Origin of the sequence: Streptomyces sp. NPDC002176 (assembly GCF_044903645.1) — a bacterium.
GTDB lineage: Bacteria > Actinomycetota > Actinomycetes > Streptomycetales > Streptomycetaceae > Streptomyces.
In genome coordinates this window covers 709,973-725,991 of the sequence record NZ_JBJDQW010000001.1, presented here as the reverse complement: position 1 = coordinate 725,991, position 16,019 = coordinate 709,973, and the positions used below count along the sequence as shown (strand labels likewise).

Sequence of the window (16,019 nt, the reverse complement as noted above, 5' to 3'; positions counted from 1 at the left end):
GGCCTCCTCGCGGCAGGCGGGCCCGGCTCAGGGCACGGTCGGCTTCCATGCCGGACACTCTGCCCGCTCGAGCCCGCCCGGTCGTCGTCCCTGAGCACCCGATGCGTCCTACTGCCGATGGAGTACGAGGGCGCCCCGATCATCCCCAAGACGGGTGACTCGACGCCCGCGCTCTCGGGGACTGGTACAAGTGCTGACCGTGGAACTCGATCCCGGCCTCACCGCGTTGCGCCCGCTCGGCGGCTTCTTCGTCCTGCGTACCGGCCGCCCCGCGGGCCTGACGGCCTCTCCTCTCGACCAGACATACGCGGGACAGCTGACGGGCGTTCAACCCGACGTCCTCGCGGAGCGGATCGGTGTCGTCGCGGACCGGCTGCGCGTCCGCGAGCCCCGGGTCTGCGCCTCCCTGGCCCAGCAAGGGCTCGCCGCCCGCCTCTGGTCGGCCGCGCTCGCCTGCGCCGCGCTGTACGGCCGGGTGCCCGACCTCGACCCCCGCCTGCTGCGCTGGGACCCCGCCGCCACCGCCCCCGACGACCTGTGGCTGACCGAGGTCCGCCCGCTGCCCGGAGACGCGCACACCCTCGCGGACACCGTGCTGCACGCCCACCTGGAGCCCCTAGGGGAAGCCCTGACCCGCCGGTACGGGGTCGCGCCCGGACTGCTGTGGGGCAACGCCGCCTCCGCACTCGCCGGAGCCGCCCGGCAGCTCGACCACTGGGCCCGCGCCAACTCCCGTGCCGACGTGGTCCACCAGACCACGACCCTCACCGACTCCCTCTTCGCACACCCCCTGTTGCGCGACACCGGAGTCCGCTCGGGCACCGGTTTCCGCCGCCGCAGCTGCTGCCTCTACTACCGGGTCCCCGGCGGAGGCGTCTGCGGGGACTGCTGCTTCACCCGCCCGCCGGGCTCTTCCCCGCGCGCCGCTTCTGGGTGACCATGAAGGGAACTGCCGTCGAAACGCAGGGAGTCACCGGGTGCGAGTGGGACTGCTGACGCGTGAGTACCCTCCGGACGTGTACGGCGGTGCGGGCGTCCATGTGGAGTTCCTGGCCCGCGAGTTGGCCGCACTGGTGGACCTGGAGGTGCACTGCTGGGGCGAGGGCCGGGGCGTCGGCGTCGTACGGCACCGCCCGTGGCCCGTGCTCGACGGCTCCAACGACGCCCTGCGCACCTTCTCCGTGGACCTCTCCATGGCCGCCGCCCTCCAGGGCAGCGACCTCGTCCACTCCCACACCTGGTACGCGGGCCTCGCGGGCCACCTCGCCAAGCTGCTGTACGGCATCCCGCACGTCACGACCGCGCACTCGCTGGAGCCGCTGCGGCCCTGGAAGGCCGAGCAACTGGGCGGCGGCTACGCCCTGTCGAGCTGGGCCGAGCGCACCGCCATCGAGTCGGCGGACGCCGTGATCGCCGTCTCCGGCGCCATGCGCGACGACATCCTCGCCTGCTACCCGGCACTGGACGCGGACCGGGTGCACGTCGTGCACAACGGCATCGACACCCACCTCTACCGCCCCGACCCCGGCACCGACGCCCTGCGCAGGCACGGCATCGACCCCGAGCGGCCGTACGTCCTCTTCGTCGGCCGCATCACCCGGCAGAAGGGCGTCCCCCAACTGCTGCGCGCGGTGCGGGAGATCGACCGGGACACCCAGGTCGTGCTGTGCGCGGGAGCCCCCGACACCCCCGAGATCGACCGGGAGTTCAGGGACCGCTACCAGGAACTCAGCGCGGTCCGGGCCGGGGTCTTCTGGATTCCGCAGATGCTGCCGCGCGCCGAGGTGGTCCAACTCCTCACCCACGCGGCCGTGTTCGTCTGCCCCTCGGTCTATGAGCCGCTCGGCATCGTCAATCTGGAGGCCATGGCCTGCGGCACCCCGGTCGTCGCCTCCCGCGTCGGCGGCATCCCGGAGGTCGTCGACCACGGCCGCACCGGACTGCTCGTCGACGCCGACGCCGACTTCGAGGCGAACCTCGCCCGCGCCCTGGACACCGTTCTCGCCGACCCGGCGGCCGCGCGGCGGATGGGGGAGGCCGGACGGGCCCGCGCGGTGGGGGAGTTCGGCTGGGACGCGGTGGCCCGGCGCACCGCGGGACTGTACGAGGAGATCCGCAAGCAGGATTGATCCGGCGGATGCCAGGGCATTCGTGGATTCAACCAAGGGGAGGGGAGGCGCCATGCGCCGAGGAGGTCCTTCGGTTCTCGGGATCGTGCTGGCCGGCGGTGAGGGCAAGCGGCTGATGCCGCTCACCACGGACCGGGCCAAACCCGCGGTCACCTTCGGCGGCACCTACCGGCTGGTCGACTTCGTCCTGTCCAACCTGGTCAACGCCGACGTGCTGCGGATCTGCGTGCTCACCCAGTACAAGTCGCACTCGCTGGACCGGCACGTCACCACCACTTGGCGGATGTCCAGCCTGCTCGGCAACTACGTCACCCCCGTCCCCGCCCAGCAGCGCCTGGGCCCGCGCTGGTACCTGGGCAGCGCCGACGCCATCCTCCAGTCGCTGAACCTGGTCCACGACGAACAGCCCGAGTACGTCGCGGTGTTCGGCGCCGACCACGTCTACCGCATGGACCCCCGGCAGATGCTGAGCCGCCACATCGAGGGCGGCGCGGGCGTCACCGTCGCCGGAATCCGGGTGCCGCGCGCGGAGTCCTCGTCGTTCGGCGTGATCACTCCGGGCTCGGACGGCCGCACGGTCCAGCGCTTCCTGGAGAAGCCCACCGACCCGCCCGGCCTGCCCGACGACCCGGCCAGCGTGTTCGCCTCCATGGGCAACTACGTCTTCACCACCAAGGTCCTCATCGAGGCCCTCCAACGGGACGCCGAGGACGAGCAGTCGGCGCACGACATGGGCGGCTCGATCCTGCCCCAGCTCACCGGCCGCGGCGAGGCCCAGCTGTACGATTTCCAGGACAACCACGTCCCCGGCGAGACCACCCGCGACCAGGGCTACTGGCGGGACGTCGGCACCCTGGACGCCTACTACGAGTCCCACATGGACCTGATCGCCGAGCGGCCCGCGTTCAACCTGTACAACCGGCAGTGGCCCATCTACACCCACGCCAACCAGCTGTCCCCGGCCCGGTTCAGCGCGGGCGGCATCGCCAGCGAGTCCATCATCAGCGCGGGCTGCCTGATCCGGGGCCAGGTCAGCCGCTCGGTGCTCTCGCCCGGTGTCCGGGTCGACCCCGGCGCGGTGGTCCAGGGCTCGGTGCTGCACGACAACGTGCGGGTCGGCCGGGGCGCGGTGGTGCGGGGCGCGGTGCTGGACAAGAACGTGGAGGTACCGCCCGGCGCGACCATCGGCGTCAACCCCGACCGCGACGCCGAGCTGTACACCGTCTCCCAGGGCGGGGTGATCGCCCTGGGCAAGGGCCAGCTCGTCACCTGACCCACCGCCGGAAAGCGGCGCGTCCCCCGCGACGCGCCGCCCTCGAACCGTCCCGGATGCCCGAGTTCACGCCGTTCGCCCCGCACGATGCAGGCAACGACGTCGAACCAGCGGAGGTCATCCGACATGAGAGGGACCCGGCGCACCGGGCTGTGCCTGGCCGGGGTGATGGCAGCGTCCGCGCTGGCCGCCACCCCCGCCCGCGCCGCCGAACCGTCCGACGGCCACCTCACCGATCTGGTCAACCCGTTCATCGGGACCCAGAACGAGGGCAACACCTTCCCCGGCGCCGCCGTGCCGTTCGGCATGGTCCAGCTCTCCCCGGACACCGGGCACCGGACGGGCTACGACCACACCCACGACCACATCCGCGGCTTCTCCCTGCTCCACGTCTCCGGCGTCGGCTGCCGCATCGGCGGCGACCTGCCCGTGCTGCCCACTACCGGCGAGGTGACCGCCACCGACAACGCCCGCTACGCCGCCGCGTTCTCCCACGACGACGAGGAGGCGAGCCCCGGCTACTACCGCGTCGGCCTCGGCACCGGCATCCGCGCCGAACTCACCGCCACCGCCCGCACCGGCGTCCAGCGCTACACCTTCCCGGCCACGAAGCAGGCCAACGTCCTGCTCAACGCCGCCCAGTCGCTGCACAAACCGGGCGGCGCCGAGGTCGAGATCCTCGACGACCGCACCGTACGCACCAAGATCTCCGGCCACGGCTTCTGCCGGGACACCGGCCCGTACACCGTGTACACCGTCACCCGGTTCAGCCGCCCTTTCACCAGCTACGGCGCCTGGGACTCCGGCGCGGTGACGGCCGGGGCGCGGAGCGGGACGGGCGGGGCGTACGTCCGGTTCGACACCACCGAGGACCGTACGGTCGAGGCGACCACCGCGCTGTCGTACGTCGACGCGCGCGGCGCCGCCGCCAACCTGCGCGCCGAGGGCGGGACATCGTTCGACACCGTGCGCCGCCGGGCCCGCGAGGCGTGGGAGAAACGGCTCTCGACCGTCCGGGCGCGCGGCGGCGACCCGGCGCTGCGCCGCACCTTCTACTCCTCGCTGTACCGCTCGTTCCTCGCGCCCAACATCGGCAGCGACGCCGACGGCCGCTACCTGGGATGGGACCAGAAACCGCACCGCGCGCGGGGCTTCACCTACTACCAGAACTGGTCCCTGTGGGACACCTACCGCACCCAGGCCCAGCTGCTCGCCCTGCTCGCCCCGCGCGAGGCCCGCGACATGGCCCGCTCGGTCGTCCGGATCGACGAGGACGGCGGCTGGCTGCCGAAGTGGGGCTACGGCCCGGTCGAGACCAACATCATGACCGGCGACCCGGTGACCCCCTTCCTCACCACCGCCTTCCACCTCGGCCTGCTGAAGGGCTTCGAGGACCGCGCCTACCGGGCCCTGAAGAAGAACGCCGACGGCGTGCCGCCCACCGCCAACCCGGGCGTCGGCCGGGAATCCAACGCCGAGTACCTGGCCCACGGCTACGCGCCCTACGTCAAAGGCCGCCCGTACGCCAAGAACGGTGACTCCGACTACCACTTCGGCGGCTCCGTCACCCTGGAGTACGCCCTCTCCGACGCCATGCTCGCCCAGATGGCCCGCGCCCTCGGCCACCGGGACGACGCCGACCGCTACGCCGCCCGGTCCCGGAACTACCGCAATGTCTTCGACCCCGCGACCGGCTTCTTCCGTGCCCGAGACGCCTCCGGCGCCTTCACCGGCCCGGCCGACCCGGCCCGGAGTGTGGGCTTCCACGAGGGCACGTCCTGGCAGTACCAGTGGCTGGTCCCCCAGGACCTCCCCGGCATGATCGGCCTGATCGGCGGCAAGCAGGCCGCCGAACGCCGCCTGGACTCCTTCTTCGCCTACGAGAAAGTCCTCGCCGACCCTGAGACGACCGCCCGCCAGGTGTGGGTGCACGGCAACGCGTACGACTACTACGACGCCGACAAGTACAACCCGCAGAACGAGCCCGACCTGATCGCGCCCTACACCTACCTCTCCACCGGCCAGCCCTGGAAGACCACCGACGTGGTGCACGCGGCGCTGACCCTGTTCACCGATACCCCGACCGGGATGACCGGCAACGACGACCTCGGCACCATGTCCGCCTGGAACGTGCTGACCTCCATCGGCGTCTTCCCGGTCCAGCCCGGCTACGACACCTGGGGCCTGTCCACCCCCGTCTTCGACCGGGTCGACCTCACCCTGGACCGCCGCTACTGGCCCACCGGCGCCCTCACCGTCACCGCCCCCGGCACCTCGGCCGCCGACCGCTACATCCAGGGCGTCCGCACCGACCGCACCGCACACGACCGCACCTACCTGACGACCCGCGCCCTGCGCTCGCTCAGGACACTCGCGTTCACGGTCGGCCCGCGCCCGTCCGAGTGGGGCACCGGACCCCAGGCGGCACCCCCGGCACTCAGGTGACCTGAGGGTCTGCCGAGTCCCGCCCTTCTCCAGGGGCGGGACTTTATCTGCTGTTAACTGTGCGTAACCTGATCGCACTTGACCGTAATCAGGGTTCGGGGATTGACTCGGGGAAAGCCCACTAGTCGACGACGCGAGGCACGCCCTTGACTTCCGATCTGCTCGCCCCTCTCGACCTCGCCTTCTGGAACATGGAGTCCGCCCGGCACCCCATGCACCTCGGCGCGCTCGGCGTCTTCGCCACCCAGTCACCGACCGCCGGTGCGCACGCCGCCGACCTGCTCGCCTCCCGCGCAGCCGCCGTCCCCGGCCTGCGCATGCGCATCCGCGACGTCTGGCGGCCCCTCGCCTTCGGCGGCGCCACGCGGGAGCCCGTACCGGACTTCGACCCGCTGGACCACGTACGGCTGCACGCCCCCACCGACGACTTCCACGGCATGGCGGGACGGCTCATGCAGCGCCCGCTGCGGCGCGGACGGCCGCCGTGGGAGGCGCACGTACTGCCCGGCGCGGACGGGGTGTCCTTCGCCGTGCTGTTCAAGTTCCACCACGCCCTCGCCGACGGCCTGCGCGCCCTGAAGCTGGCCGCGTCCCTGCTCGACCCCGTCGACCTGCCCGACCGTGCCCCGCGCCCCGCCGAGCAGCGCCCCGGCCTGCTCTCCGAGGTGCGGGCGCTGCCCGGCCGCGTCCCCGACCTGGTCCGGGGCGCCATCTCCGACCTGGGCCGGGCCCTGGACATCGGCGCCTCGCTGACCCGCTCCACCCTCGGCATGAGCCCCGCCCCGGCCCTCACCTCCGCCCCCAGCGGCACCCGCCGCACCGCCGGGGCCGTGCTCGACATCGACGATGTGCACCGGGTCCGCAAGAGTGTCGGCGGCACCGTCAACGACGTACTGATCGCGGTCGTCGCGGGTGCCCTGCGCCGCTGGCTGGACGAGCGCGGCGACGGCAGCGAGGGCGTCGCCCCGCGCGCCCTCATCCCGGTCTCCCGGCGCCGCCCGCGCACCGCCCAGCCGCAGGGCAACCGGCTCTCCGGGTACCTGATGCGGCTTCCGGTCGCCGACCCCGACCCGCTGGCCCGGCTGGAGGCGGTGCGCACCGCGATGGTCCGGAACAAGGACGCCGGTGCCGACCGGGGCGCGGGCGCGGTCGCCCTGCTCGCGGACCATGTCCCGGCGCTCGGGCACCGGCTCGGCGGGCCGCTGGTCGGGCAGGCGGCGCGGCTCTGGTTCGACATCCTCGTCACCAGCGTCCCGCTGCCCGGCATCGGCCTGAAGCTCGGCGGCCACGAGCTGGCCGAGGTCTTCCCGCTCGCCCCGCTCGCCCCCGGCCAGTCCCTCGCGGTGGCCGTCTCCACCTACCGGGGACGCGTCCACTACGGGCTCGTCGCCGACGCCCGCGCGGTGCCCGACCTCGACGTCCTGGCCCGTGCGCTGACCGACGAGATGGAGACCCTGCTCACAGCGTGCGAGGTCTGACCCCTGTCGTCAGGGGCCGTTCCCGGCTCCTGAGCCCCCTGCCACCGGCGCGGGTTTGGTCCAGGGGCCGGGCGCTCCGTAAAATTCCCCGTTCGACAGCGGGCGCGCCCTTGCCCCCGCGCGGGTGATCAGGGAAGCGGCAGCGCGATGACGGTGACAGAGGACGGCGCGGCGTCCACGGACGCGGTGTCCAGGGACGCGGTGTCCACGGACTCGGTGTCCACGGACGAGATGGTGTATGGCCCGGGCATCGACCCCGAGCGCCTGGCCGTCTGCCTCAGCGTGCTGGAGGAGCTGGACCGGATCGACGTCGACCACCCCGACGCCATCCAGGTCCGCCGGGCCACCTCCGGCATCTACCGCACGGTCAAGCAGCGCCGCCGCCAGGAGCGCCGGGCCGCCAAGACCGCGCACGACCGTAACGTCACCGAGGCCACCGCCACCGGCTCCGCCGAGCGCATCGACGACGAGACCGAGGGCATCCTGCCCACCTCCAAGATCGAGGCCGGCCGGATCGCGGGCATACTCCAGCGCCCCCGCTCCTGCTACATCTGCAAGCAGCGGTACACCGAGGTCGACTACTTCTACCACCAGCTCTGTCAGGACTGCGCCGCCGAGAACCGCGCCCGCCGCGAGGCCCGCGCGGACCTCACCGGCAAGCGTGCCCTGCTCACCGGCGGCCGCGCCAAGATCGGCATGTACATCGCGCTGATGCTGCTGCGCGACGGCGCCCACACCACGATCACCACCCGGTTCCCCAAGGACGCCATCCGCCGCTTCAAGGCGATGGACGACTCCGCGGACTGGCTGCACCGCCTGGAGGTCGTCGGCATCGACCTGCGCGACCCGGCCCAGGCCGTCGCCCTCGCCGACCAGGTCAGCGAGGCGGGACCGCTGGACATCCTGATCAACAACGCGACGCAGACCGTACGCCGCCTGCCCTCCGCCTACGCCGCGCTGGTCGACGGCGAGAGCGCCCCGCTGCCCGCCGGTGAGCTGCCCGCCCACCAGGTCATCGGCGCCTTCAACTCCGGCGCGGTCGACGGACTGGCCGCGCTGCCCGTCGGCACCAGCGGCCTGGAGGCCCAGAAGGTCGCCGACCTCGCCCTGGTCGCGGGCAACGCCAGTGTCGCCCGGCACCTGGACGGCACCGCCATCGACGCGGGCGGTCTGCTGCCCGACGTGGTCGACACCAACACCTGGGTGCAGTCCATCGAGCAGATCTCCCCGGTGGAGCTGCTGGAGACCCAGCTGTGCAACTACACGGCGCCGTTCATCCTGATCAGCAAGCTTCGCCCGGCCATGGCCGCCGCCGCGAAGCAGGCCGCCAACGGCCGCGCGTACGTCGTGAACGTCTCCGCCATGGAGGGCGTCTTCGCCCGCGGCTACAAGGGCGCGGGCCACCCCAACACCAACGCGGCCAAGGCCGCCATGAACATGGTGACCCGGACCAGCGGCCAGGAGATGTTCGACACCGACCGCATCCTGATGACCTCGGTCGACACCGGCTGGATCACCGACGAGCGCCCGCACTACGACAAGCTGCGGCTGGCCGAGGCGGGCTTCCACGCCCCGCTGGACCTGGTCGACGGCGCGGCCCGCGTGTACGACCCGATCGTGCGCGGCGAGCAGGGCGAGGACCTGTACGGCGTCTTCATGAAGGACTACGCGCCCGGCAAGTGGTGACGCAACCGCCCTCCCATACCCCTTACGGCGCGGCATCGGACCCCTCGGTCCGGTGCCGCGCCGTCGTATGACGGGGCATCGGCCGGGCAGACGGACAACTAGGCCGAGTGGGTGAACCGACGGCCCCCGCAGGGGATGCGCTTTGCGGTAAACGGCCCCATATTAAGGGGGATTGAGGGGGCGGTGGGCGAGCGGAAGTTACGTCTTGTTTGCATTCCCTATCGAGCGCGGGTCCGCTCATTTGGTTAATCTGGAGGTCCGGGACGCCCCCCAGGGTGATCCGACACATAAGGAGTGCGCGGTGACACCGGAGAAGACGACCAGCGAACAGGGCCCCGACGAACGCACGGAGCGATCCCGCCGCAGGCCCGGAGAACTCGGCAGCCTGGACGTGTGGGCCCGCTCCGCCCCGATCCGCCTGGCGGGCTACGAGGACGACCTCGCCGAGCCCCACATCCTGCCCAGCGTGGACTGACCCCTTCCGCCTCCCGTGACCGTCGGGCGCATGGGCGTGACAGACTCACGCCCATGCCGATCAGAGAAGCCGAGGCCGGGGACTGGCCCCGCATCTGGCCCGTCTGGCACCGCATCGTCGCCGCCGGTGACACCTACACCTGGGACCCCGGCACCCCCGAGGAAACCGCCCGCGCCCTCTGGATGAGCCCCGCCAAACGGGTGTACGTGGCGGAGGACGCCGACGGCACCCTCCTCGGCACGGCCTACCTCACCGCGAACTACGGCGGAGCCGCCTCCCACGTGGCCAACGCCGGTTTCATGGTCGACCCCGACCGGTCCGGACGCGGAGTCGGCCGGGCGCTCGCCGAGCACCTCCTCACCGAGGCGAAGGCCCAGGGCTACCGCGCGATGGTCTTCAACGCCGTCGTCGAGACCAACCCCGCCGTCCGCCTCTGGACCTCCCTCGGCTTCACCATCCTCGCCACGATCCCGAACGCCTTCGACCACCCCCGCGACGGACTGGTCGGGCTGCACATCATGCACAGGGCGCTTTAGCCCAGGGGTGCCGTACGCGCCCAGGGACGCAGTCGCTCCAGGTCCTCCGCCACCGCCAGCAGGTCCGCCTCCGTGCCGGGGCGGCCCACCAACTGCACCGCGGCCGGGGCGCCGGTCGGCAGGGCGCCGAAGGGGATCGACATCGCGGGCCAGCCGGTCAGGTTCCAGACCGGGGTGAAGGGTGAACTGGCCGTGTTCACCGCGACGTTGGCGAGCCAGCTCCGCTCGTGCCAGGGCGCGGCGGCGGGGGAGCGGCGGGCCAGGGCCGGGGTGAGGAGCACGTCGTACTCGGTGAGGAACGGCAGCAGGCGGGCGCGCAGCCGGTCGCGGGCGTCGCCGGTGCGTACCGAGCGGACGAAGCGGCGTCCGACGGCCGCGTGGGTGCGGGTGCGCCGGGCCAGTCGGGCCGGGTCCAGTTCCGCCGAGTCCACCGCCGTACCGGCCGTCCAGTGGCGGAGTGCGGTCAGGCCGAGGTCGAGGGGGTAGGGCGGCTCGGCCCGCCGTACGGTGTGACCGGCGCCGTTGAGGAGGCCCGCCGCCTCCCGGACCGCCGTGCGGAACGGCTCGCTCACCGTCACCCCGGCCAGCGGGCTGCGTACGGCCGCCGCGATCCGGCGGGGCGTGCGCTCCTCGGGTGCCGGGAACGCGGTCTCCGCGAGGACGCCGAGCATCAGCCGCAGATCCTCGACGGTGGTGGCCAGCGGGCCGTTCTCCGACATGCCGAACCAGTCGCCGTGGCCGATGCCCGCCGGGACCACCCCGTGGCCCGGCTTCAGCGTCACCAGACCGCAGGCCGCCGCCGGGATGCGCAGCGAGCCCATGCCGTCGTTGCCGAGCGCCAGCGGGACCAGACCGGCCGCGACCGCCGCCGCGCTGCCCCCGGACGAACCGCCCGCCGTGCGAGTGAGGTCCCAGGGGCTGCGGGCCGTGCCGTACACGCCCTCGGTGGTGCCGAACACGCACAGCTCGGGCACGTTGGTCAGACCGACCACCACCGCGCCCGCCGCCCGCAGCCGGGCCACGGTCACATGGTCCTCGGCGGCCGGGGTGTCCGGGGTCGCGGCCGAGCCGTTGCGGGTGGACTCGCCGCGCACCCCGAGGTTGTCCTTGACCGCCACCGGCACGCCCGCCAGCGGGAGTTGGGATAGGTCCGGGCGGGCGCCGACCTCGTCCGCCTCCGCCAGCGCCGCTTCCGCGCGCACGGTGCGGAACGCGCCGACCCGGCCGTCCAGCTCCGCGATCCGCGCGAGATGCTCCGCCACCACCTCCCGGGGGGTGACCCGCTTCTCGCGGACGGCGGCGGCGATCTCGGCGGCCGTACGGCCGACCCAGCTGCTCACGTGCACTCCTTGGGGACTCCGGGCGCGCGGACGGCGCGCACGGCAGCACTGTGCCCGCTCCCGCGCCCCACGTCGAGAGGCGGGTCAGCGGGAGGTGCCGAGCCGGGTCGGCCGCAGGAAGTCCCGGACGTACGCGCGCTCCCAGCAGGCGCCCGTCTCCCGCAGCTCGCTCCAGGTGGTGAAGCGGTACCGGAAGAGCCGGGCGCGGATGTAGCGGGGCGGGGCGCCGGGCGGGAAGGGGGAGCGGCGCAGCAGCCGCAGGGTGTCGCGGTCGTCCTCCAACAGCCGCTCCACCAGCTTGCCGAACCAGTCCCCGGCGTACGCGGGCGACAGCGCGGCGAACCACATCAGCCAGTCCAGCCGCAGATGGTAGGGCGCGAACTGGCGTGGCCAGCGCCGGGGATCGCCCGGCTTGCCGTGGAACTCGTACTCCCGCCAGTCGCCGTCCTCGCGCGGCCGCTCGTCGTCGGTGCCCTCGATGACCACCTCGTAACGGACCCGGCTGACGCTGCCGAAGGCGCCGTAGGTGTTCACCAGGCGCAGCGGGTCGAAGGAGCGGTTCATCACCTGGCGCCGGGAGACCATGTTCCGCACCGGGCGGGAGCTGAGCGCCAGCAGGACCACGCCGACCGCGAGCACCAGCACCTCGTACCAGAGGGGCGCGGCGGGCACGGCGGGCGGATCGGCGGGGAGCCGGAGCGCGGACAGGGCGAGCACGATGGTGATCCAGTTCAGCCAGGAGAAGTTCCCGGAGAGGACCAGCCAGAGCTGGGTCACGATCATCAGGGCGGCAGCCGCCGAGGCGATCGGCTGCGGAGTGAACAGCAGGACGGGGACGACGAGTTGGGTGACGTGGTTGGCGGCCACCTCCACCCGGTGCAGGGGCCTGGGCAAGTGGTGGAAGAACCAGCTCAGCGGGCCCGGCATCGGCTGCGTCTCGTGGTGGTAGTCCAGACACGTCAGCTTCCGCCAGCAGGCGTCCCCGCGCAGCTTGATCAGCCCCGCGCCGAACTCCACCCGGAACAGCACCCAGCGCAGCAGGAACAGCACCACCACGGGCGGCGCCACCTCGTCGTTGCCGAGGAACGCGGCGAGGAAGCCGACCTCCAGCAGCAGCGTCTCCCAGCCGAACGCGTACCAGGTCTGCCCCACGTTCACGATCGACAGATACAGCGCCCACGGCACCAGCCACAGCAGAATCCCGGCCCACAGCGGCAGCAGCGCATCCGCCCCGGCCAGCAGCGCCGCCGACACCGCGCAGCCCGCCCAGGCGCACCCGGCGAAGAACCGGTCCGAGTAGTACGCGTGGAAGACGCTGGGCGACTCCCGGAAGCGCACCCGCGCGGTGTACCGCGGCACCGGCAGCATCCCGCGCTCACCCAGCAGCGGCCGGAACTGGCGGGCCGCGGCCAGGAACGCCACCAGATAGAGCGCGGCCAGCCCACGCTGGAGCACCAGCCGGCTCAGCCAGTAGTCGGGGGCGGTGAACCACTCCATCGCGCTCGCGCTCCTGCCTCCACGGCGGCCGCCCGGCCGGGGCCGCTCCCCACCCGTCGTATCCGCCCGACCTTCCGTGTACCGCGCCGCCCGGCCCGCATAACCGGTACGGGCCGGGCGGGCACACCCTGCCACGCCCCACTCGAAGATTCGGACATTTGCTGGCAAGGTGGCCCCATGGCTGATCGGGGTGCGAGTGCCCTGTCACTCCCGGAGAACCGGCCCGCCGCCCCGGACACGATCCTGGCGCTCAACCACATGGGCAGCTTCGACTGGGACCTGGACGCGGGCCTGTTCCACATGGACGCCCGGGCCCACGAGATCTTCGACCTGCTCCCCGAGGAGTACGACGGCCGGGCCACCTCCCTCGCCGTCCGGGTCCCCCCGCCGGACGCCGCCAAGCTGGACGCGGCGGTCGCCCGCGCCATCAAGGACGGCAGCGAGACCTACGGCGCCTACTTCCGCGTCCGCCGCCGCGACGGCACCACCCGCTGGACCCACAGCCAGGGCGCCATCCGCCGCGACGGCACCGGCCGCCCCCGCCGCGTCGTCGGCCTGGTCCGCGACGCCACCCGGGAACTCGCCGACAGCCCCGCCCGCGCCCCGCGCACCGCGCAGGAGGAGGCGTTCCGGCAGCAGACCAGCATCGTGGAGGCCATCTCCGCCGCGCTCGCCCACGCCCGCAGCGTCCAGGACGTCATCGACGTCCTCAAGGACACCCACGGCATCCGCCACCTCGGCGCGGCCAGCGTCGTCATCGGACTGGTGGAGGCGGGCCGTATCCGGCTGGTCGCGGAGGGCCCCACCGAGAGCTTCGTGCCCGGCACCCGCATCACCCGGATCGACGAGCCGTACCCGATGAGCGAGGTCGTACGCACCCTCGTCCCGCGCTTCATCGAGTCGCCCGAGGAGTTCGCGGCGCAGTACCCCATCCTCTGGCCGCACATCACCGAGCTGCACATCACCTCCGCCGCCTACCTCCCGCTGATCGCCCAGGCCCGCCCGCTCGGCGCCATGGGCCTGCTCTACAGCGACCGGCGCGGCTTCTCCACCGAGGAGCGCGCCGTCCTGGTCGCCCTCGGCAGCAGCATCGCCCAGAGTCTGCAGCGCGCCATGCTCTACGAGCAGGAGAAAGACCTCGCGCAGAGCCTCCAGCAGGCCATGCTGCCCCGTACCATCCCCAGCGTCCGGGGCGCCGACGTGGCCGTGCGCTACCGTGCGGGCGCCCTCGGCCGGGACATCGGCGGCGACTGGTACGACCTGATCCCGCTGCCCGGAGGCCGGGTCGGCGCCGTCATCGGGGACGTCCAGGGCCACGACACCCACGCCGCCGCCGTCATGGGCCAGCTGCGGATCGTGCTGCGCGCCTACGCCGCCGAAGGGCACACCCCGGCCACCGTCATGGCCCGCGCCTCCGTCTTCCTCGACGAACTCGACACCGACCGCTTCGCCACCTGCCTGTATGCCCAGGCCGACCTGACCACCGGCGTGGTCCAGGTCGTCCGGGCCGGTCACCTCGACCCCCTGCTGCGGGACACCGACGGCACCACCCGGCGCGTCGACGTCGAGGGCGGGCTGCCGCTCGGCCTGTCCGCCGAGTTCGGCCGACTGGAGTACCCCGTCGCCACCCTGGAGCTGGACCCCGGGCACATCCTGCTGCTGTGCACCGACGGCCTGGTCGAGCAGCCCGGCGCCGACCTCGACGACGGCATGCGGGACCTCGCGGAGGTCTTCGCCGCTGGCCCGGACGACGTACGCGAACTCGCCGGACGCCTGATCGCGATGGCCGAGGAACGCGGCGGCGAGGACGACGTCGCCCTGCTCCTGCTGCGCCGCCGCGAGCCCGAGGAACCCCGGGCACACGGCCGGCTCCGCCAGCACGTCGCCCCCGGCGACCCCGAGGCCCTCACCCGCGCCCGGCACCAGATCGGCGCCGAGGTGCGGGCCTGGGGCGCCGGGGACCGCGCCGACGAGATCGAACTCGTCGCCGACGAGCTGATCACCAACGCGCTGATGCACACCGAGGGCTCGGCCACCGTCACCCTGCGCCTGCTCTCCGGCGGTGAGCGGCGGCTGCGTGTCGAGGTGGAGGACTCCTCCAGCGCGCTGCCCCGCCGCCGCGAACCGGAGGACGACGGCGTCTCCGGGCGTGGGCTGCTCCTGGTCGACCTGCTGGCCGACGCCTGGGGCGTGGAGGCGCGCGGCGGCGGCAAGGCGGTGTGGTGCGAGTTCCGGACGGACCCGGACGGCTGACCCTCGCCTGGCACCGCCGCCCGCCGGTGGCACCCTGGACACATGCCGGAACTGCCCGAGGTAGAAGCGCTGAAGGACTTCCTCACCGAGCACCTGGCCGGACGCCGGGTGACCCAGGTGCTGCCGCTCGCCATCAGCGTGCTGAAGACCTACGACCCGCCGGTCACCGCCCTGGAGGGCACCGGGATCACCGCCGTGCGCCGGTACGGCAAGTTCTTGGACCTCGAGAGCGACGGCGGCCTGCACCTCGTCACCCACCTGGCCCGCGCGGGCTGGCTGCACTGGCGCGACAGCGTGCCGGACACCCCGCCGCGCCCCGGCAAGGGGCCGCTGGCGCTGCGGGTGGCGCTGGAGGGCGGCGAGGGCTTCGACCTGACCGAGGCGGGTACGCAGAAGCGGCTCGCGGTGTACGTGGTGCGCGACCCGGCCGAGGTGCCGGGGATCGCCCGGCTGGGCCCCGACCCGCTGGCCGACGACTTCGACGAGGAGCGTTTCGCGGGGCTGCTGAAGAGCGAGCGGCGCCAGCTCAAGGGGGCGCTGCGGGACCAGTCTCTGATCGCCGGGGTCGGCAACGCCTATAGCGACGAGATCCTGCACGCCGCGAAGATGTCCCCGTTCAAGCTGGCCGCCTCCCTCACCCCGGAGGAGACCACCCGCCTGTACACCGCGCTGCGCACCACCCTCACCGAGGCGGTCGAGCGCTCGCGGGGGATCGCGGCGGGACGGCTGAAGGCGGAGAAGAAGAGCGGGCTGCGGGTCCACGGCCGTACCGGCGAACCGTGCCCGGTGTGCGGGGACACCATCCGCGAGGTCTCCTTCAGCGACTCCTCGCTCCAGTACTGCCCCACCTGCCAGACCGGCGGCAAGCCGCTCGCCGACCGCAGGCTGTCCCGCCTGCTGAAGTGAC

The 16,019-nt window shown here is 73.0% G+C and carries 12 protein-coding genes; 10 read left to right on the top strand and 2 right to left on the bottom strand.

The window, feature by feature from the left end:
- The first annotated feature begins 199 nt into the window (after window positions 1-199).
- The 8 genes from ACI2LY_RS03180 to ACI2LY_RS03145 all read left to right on the top strand — a co-directional run bounded on the left by ACI2LY_RS03180 (window position 200) and on the right by ACI2LY_RS03145 (window position 10,022).
- On the top strand, window positions 200-937 hold the full coding sequence (locus tag ACI2LY_RS03180; RefSeq protein WP_404705586.1) for a (2Fe-2S)-binding protein: 738 nt from the start codon (window positions 200-202) through the stop codon (window positions 935-937).
- Between the two features lie 40 nt (window positions 938-977).
- The gene (glgA, locus tag ACI2LY_RS03175) at window positions 978-2,129 is read left to right on the top strand and encodes a glycogen synthase (protein ID WP_404705585.1); all 1,152 of its coding nucleotides are present in this window, start codon (window positions 978-980) and stop codon (window positions 2,127-2,129) included.
- A 52-nt stretch (window positions 2,130-2,181) separates the two neighbouring features.
- Window positions 2,182-3,402, top strand: a complete 1,221-nt coding sequence (gene glgC, locus ACI2LY_RS03170) for a glucose-1-phosphate adenylyltransferase (protein ID WP_404705584.1) — start codon at window positions 2,182-2,184, stop codon at window positions 3,400-3,402.
- A gap of 126 nt (window positions 3,403-3,528) precedes the next feature.
- Window positions 3,529-5,847, top strand: a complete 2,319-nt coding sequence (locus ACI2LY_RS03165) for a GH92 family glycosyl hydrolase (RefSeq protein WP_404705583.1) — start codon at window positions 3,529-3,531, stop codon at window positions 5,845-5,847.
- A 146-nt stretch (window positions 5,848-5,993) separates the two neighbouring features.
- The gene (locus tag ACI2LY_RS03160) at window positions 5,994-7,325 is read left to right on the top strand and encodes a wax ester/triacylglycerol synthase family O-acyltransferase (RefSeq protein WP_404705582.1); all 1,332 of its coding nucleotides are present in this window, start codon (window positions 5,994-5,996) and stop codon (window positions 7,323-7,325) included.
- A gap of 147 nt (window positions 7,326-7,472) precedes the next feature.
- Complete coding sequence (locus ACI2LY_RS03155) at window positions 7,473-9,011, top strand: SDR family NAD(P)-dependent oxidoreductase (RefSeq protein ID WP_404705581.1); 1,539 nt, start codon at window positions 7,473-7,475, stop codon at window positions 9,009-9,011.
- A 301-nt stretch (window positions 9,012-9,312) separates the two neighbouring features.
- Entirely contained in the window at window positions 9,313-9,486 is a 174-nt protein-coding gene (locus ACI2LY_RS03150; protein WP_107030878.1) for a hypothetical protein, read from the top strand.
- Window positions 9,487-9,539: 53 nt separating this feature from the next.
- Window positions 9,540-10,022, top strand: a complete 483-nt coding sequence (locus tag ACI2LY_RS03145; protein ID WP_404705580.1) for a GNAT family N-acetyltransferase — start codon at window positions 9,540-9,542, stop codon at window positions 10,020-10,022.
- On the opposite strand, the gene ACI2LY_RS03140 is transcribed toward ACI2LY_RS03145, so the two are convergent.
- Window positions 10,019-11,362, bottom strand: a complete 1,344-nt coding sequence (locus tag ACI2LY_RS03140) for an amidase (protein WP_404705579.1) — start codon at window positions 11,360-11,362, stop codon at window positions 10,019-10,021. The two genes, ACI2LY_RS03145 and ACI2LY_RS03140, sit on opposite strands and share 4 nt — an antisense overlap.
- A gap of 84 nt (window positions 11,363-11,446) precedes the next feature.
- Window positions 11,447-12,859 carry a lipase maturation factor family protein gene (locus ACI2LY_RS03135; RefSeq protein WP_404705578.1) on the bottom strand — a complete coding sequence of 471 codons (1,413 nt, stop codon included), beginning with the start codon at window positions 12,857-12,859 and terminating at the stop codon, window positions 11,447-11,449.
- A gap of 177 nt (window positions 12,860-13,036) precedes the next feature.
- Between ACI2LY_RS03135 and ACI2LY_RS03130 the strand changes: the two genes are divergently transcribed.
- Window positions 13,037-15,112 (top strand): SpoIIE family protein phosphatase, encoded by a 2,076-nt coding sequence (locus tag ACI2LY_RS03130; RefSeq protein ID WP_404705577.1) that lies wholly within the window; start codon window positions 13,037-13,039, stop codon window positions 15,110-15,112.
- Window positions 15,113-15,154: 42 nt separating this feature from the next.
- Complete coding sequence (locus tag ACI2LY_RS03125) at window positions 15,155-16,018, top strand: Fpg/Nei family DNA glycosylase (RefSeq protein ID WP_404705576.1); 864 nt, start codon at window positions 15,155-15,157, stop codon at window positions 16,016-16,018.
- The last annotated feature ends 1 nt before the right edge of the window (window position 16,019 follow it).

Bases quoted from the DNA above. Each gene is read 5' to 3' on its own strand.
- glgC (WP_404705584.1), top strand. From the start codon at position 2,182: ATGCGCCGAGGAGGTCCTTCGGTTCTCGGGATCGTGCTGGCCGGCGGT.
- ACI2LY_RS03165 (WP_404705583.1), top strand. From the start codon at position 3,529: ATGAGAGGGACCCGGCGCACCGGGCTGTGCCTGGCCGGGGTGATGGCA.
- ACI2LY_RS03155 (WP_404705581.1), top strand. From the start codon at position 7,473: ATGACGGTGACAGAGGACGGCGCGGCGTCCACGGACGCGGTGTCCAGG.
- ACI2LY_RS03145 (WP_404705580.1), top strand. From the start codon at position 9,540: ATGCCGATCAGAGAAGCCGAGGCCGGGGACTGGCCCCGCATCTGGCCC.
- ACI2LY_RS03135 (WP_404705578.1), bottom strand. From the start codon at position 12,859: ATGGAGTGGTTCACCGCCCCCGACTACTGGCTGAGCCGGCTGGTGCTC.
- ACI2LY_RS03130 (WP_404705577.1), top strand. From the start codon at position 13,037: ATGGCTGATCGGGGTGCGAGTGCCCTGTCACTCCCGGAGAACCGGCCC.
- ACI2LY_RS03125 (WP_404705576.1), top strand. From the start codon at position 15,155: ATGCCGGAACTGCCCGAGGTAGAAGCGCTGAAGGACTTCCTCACCGAG.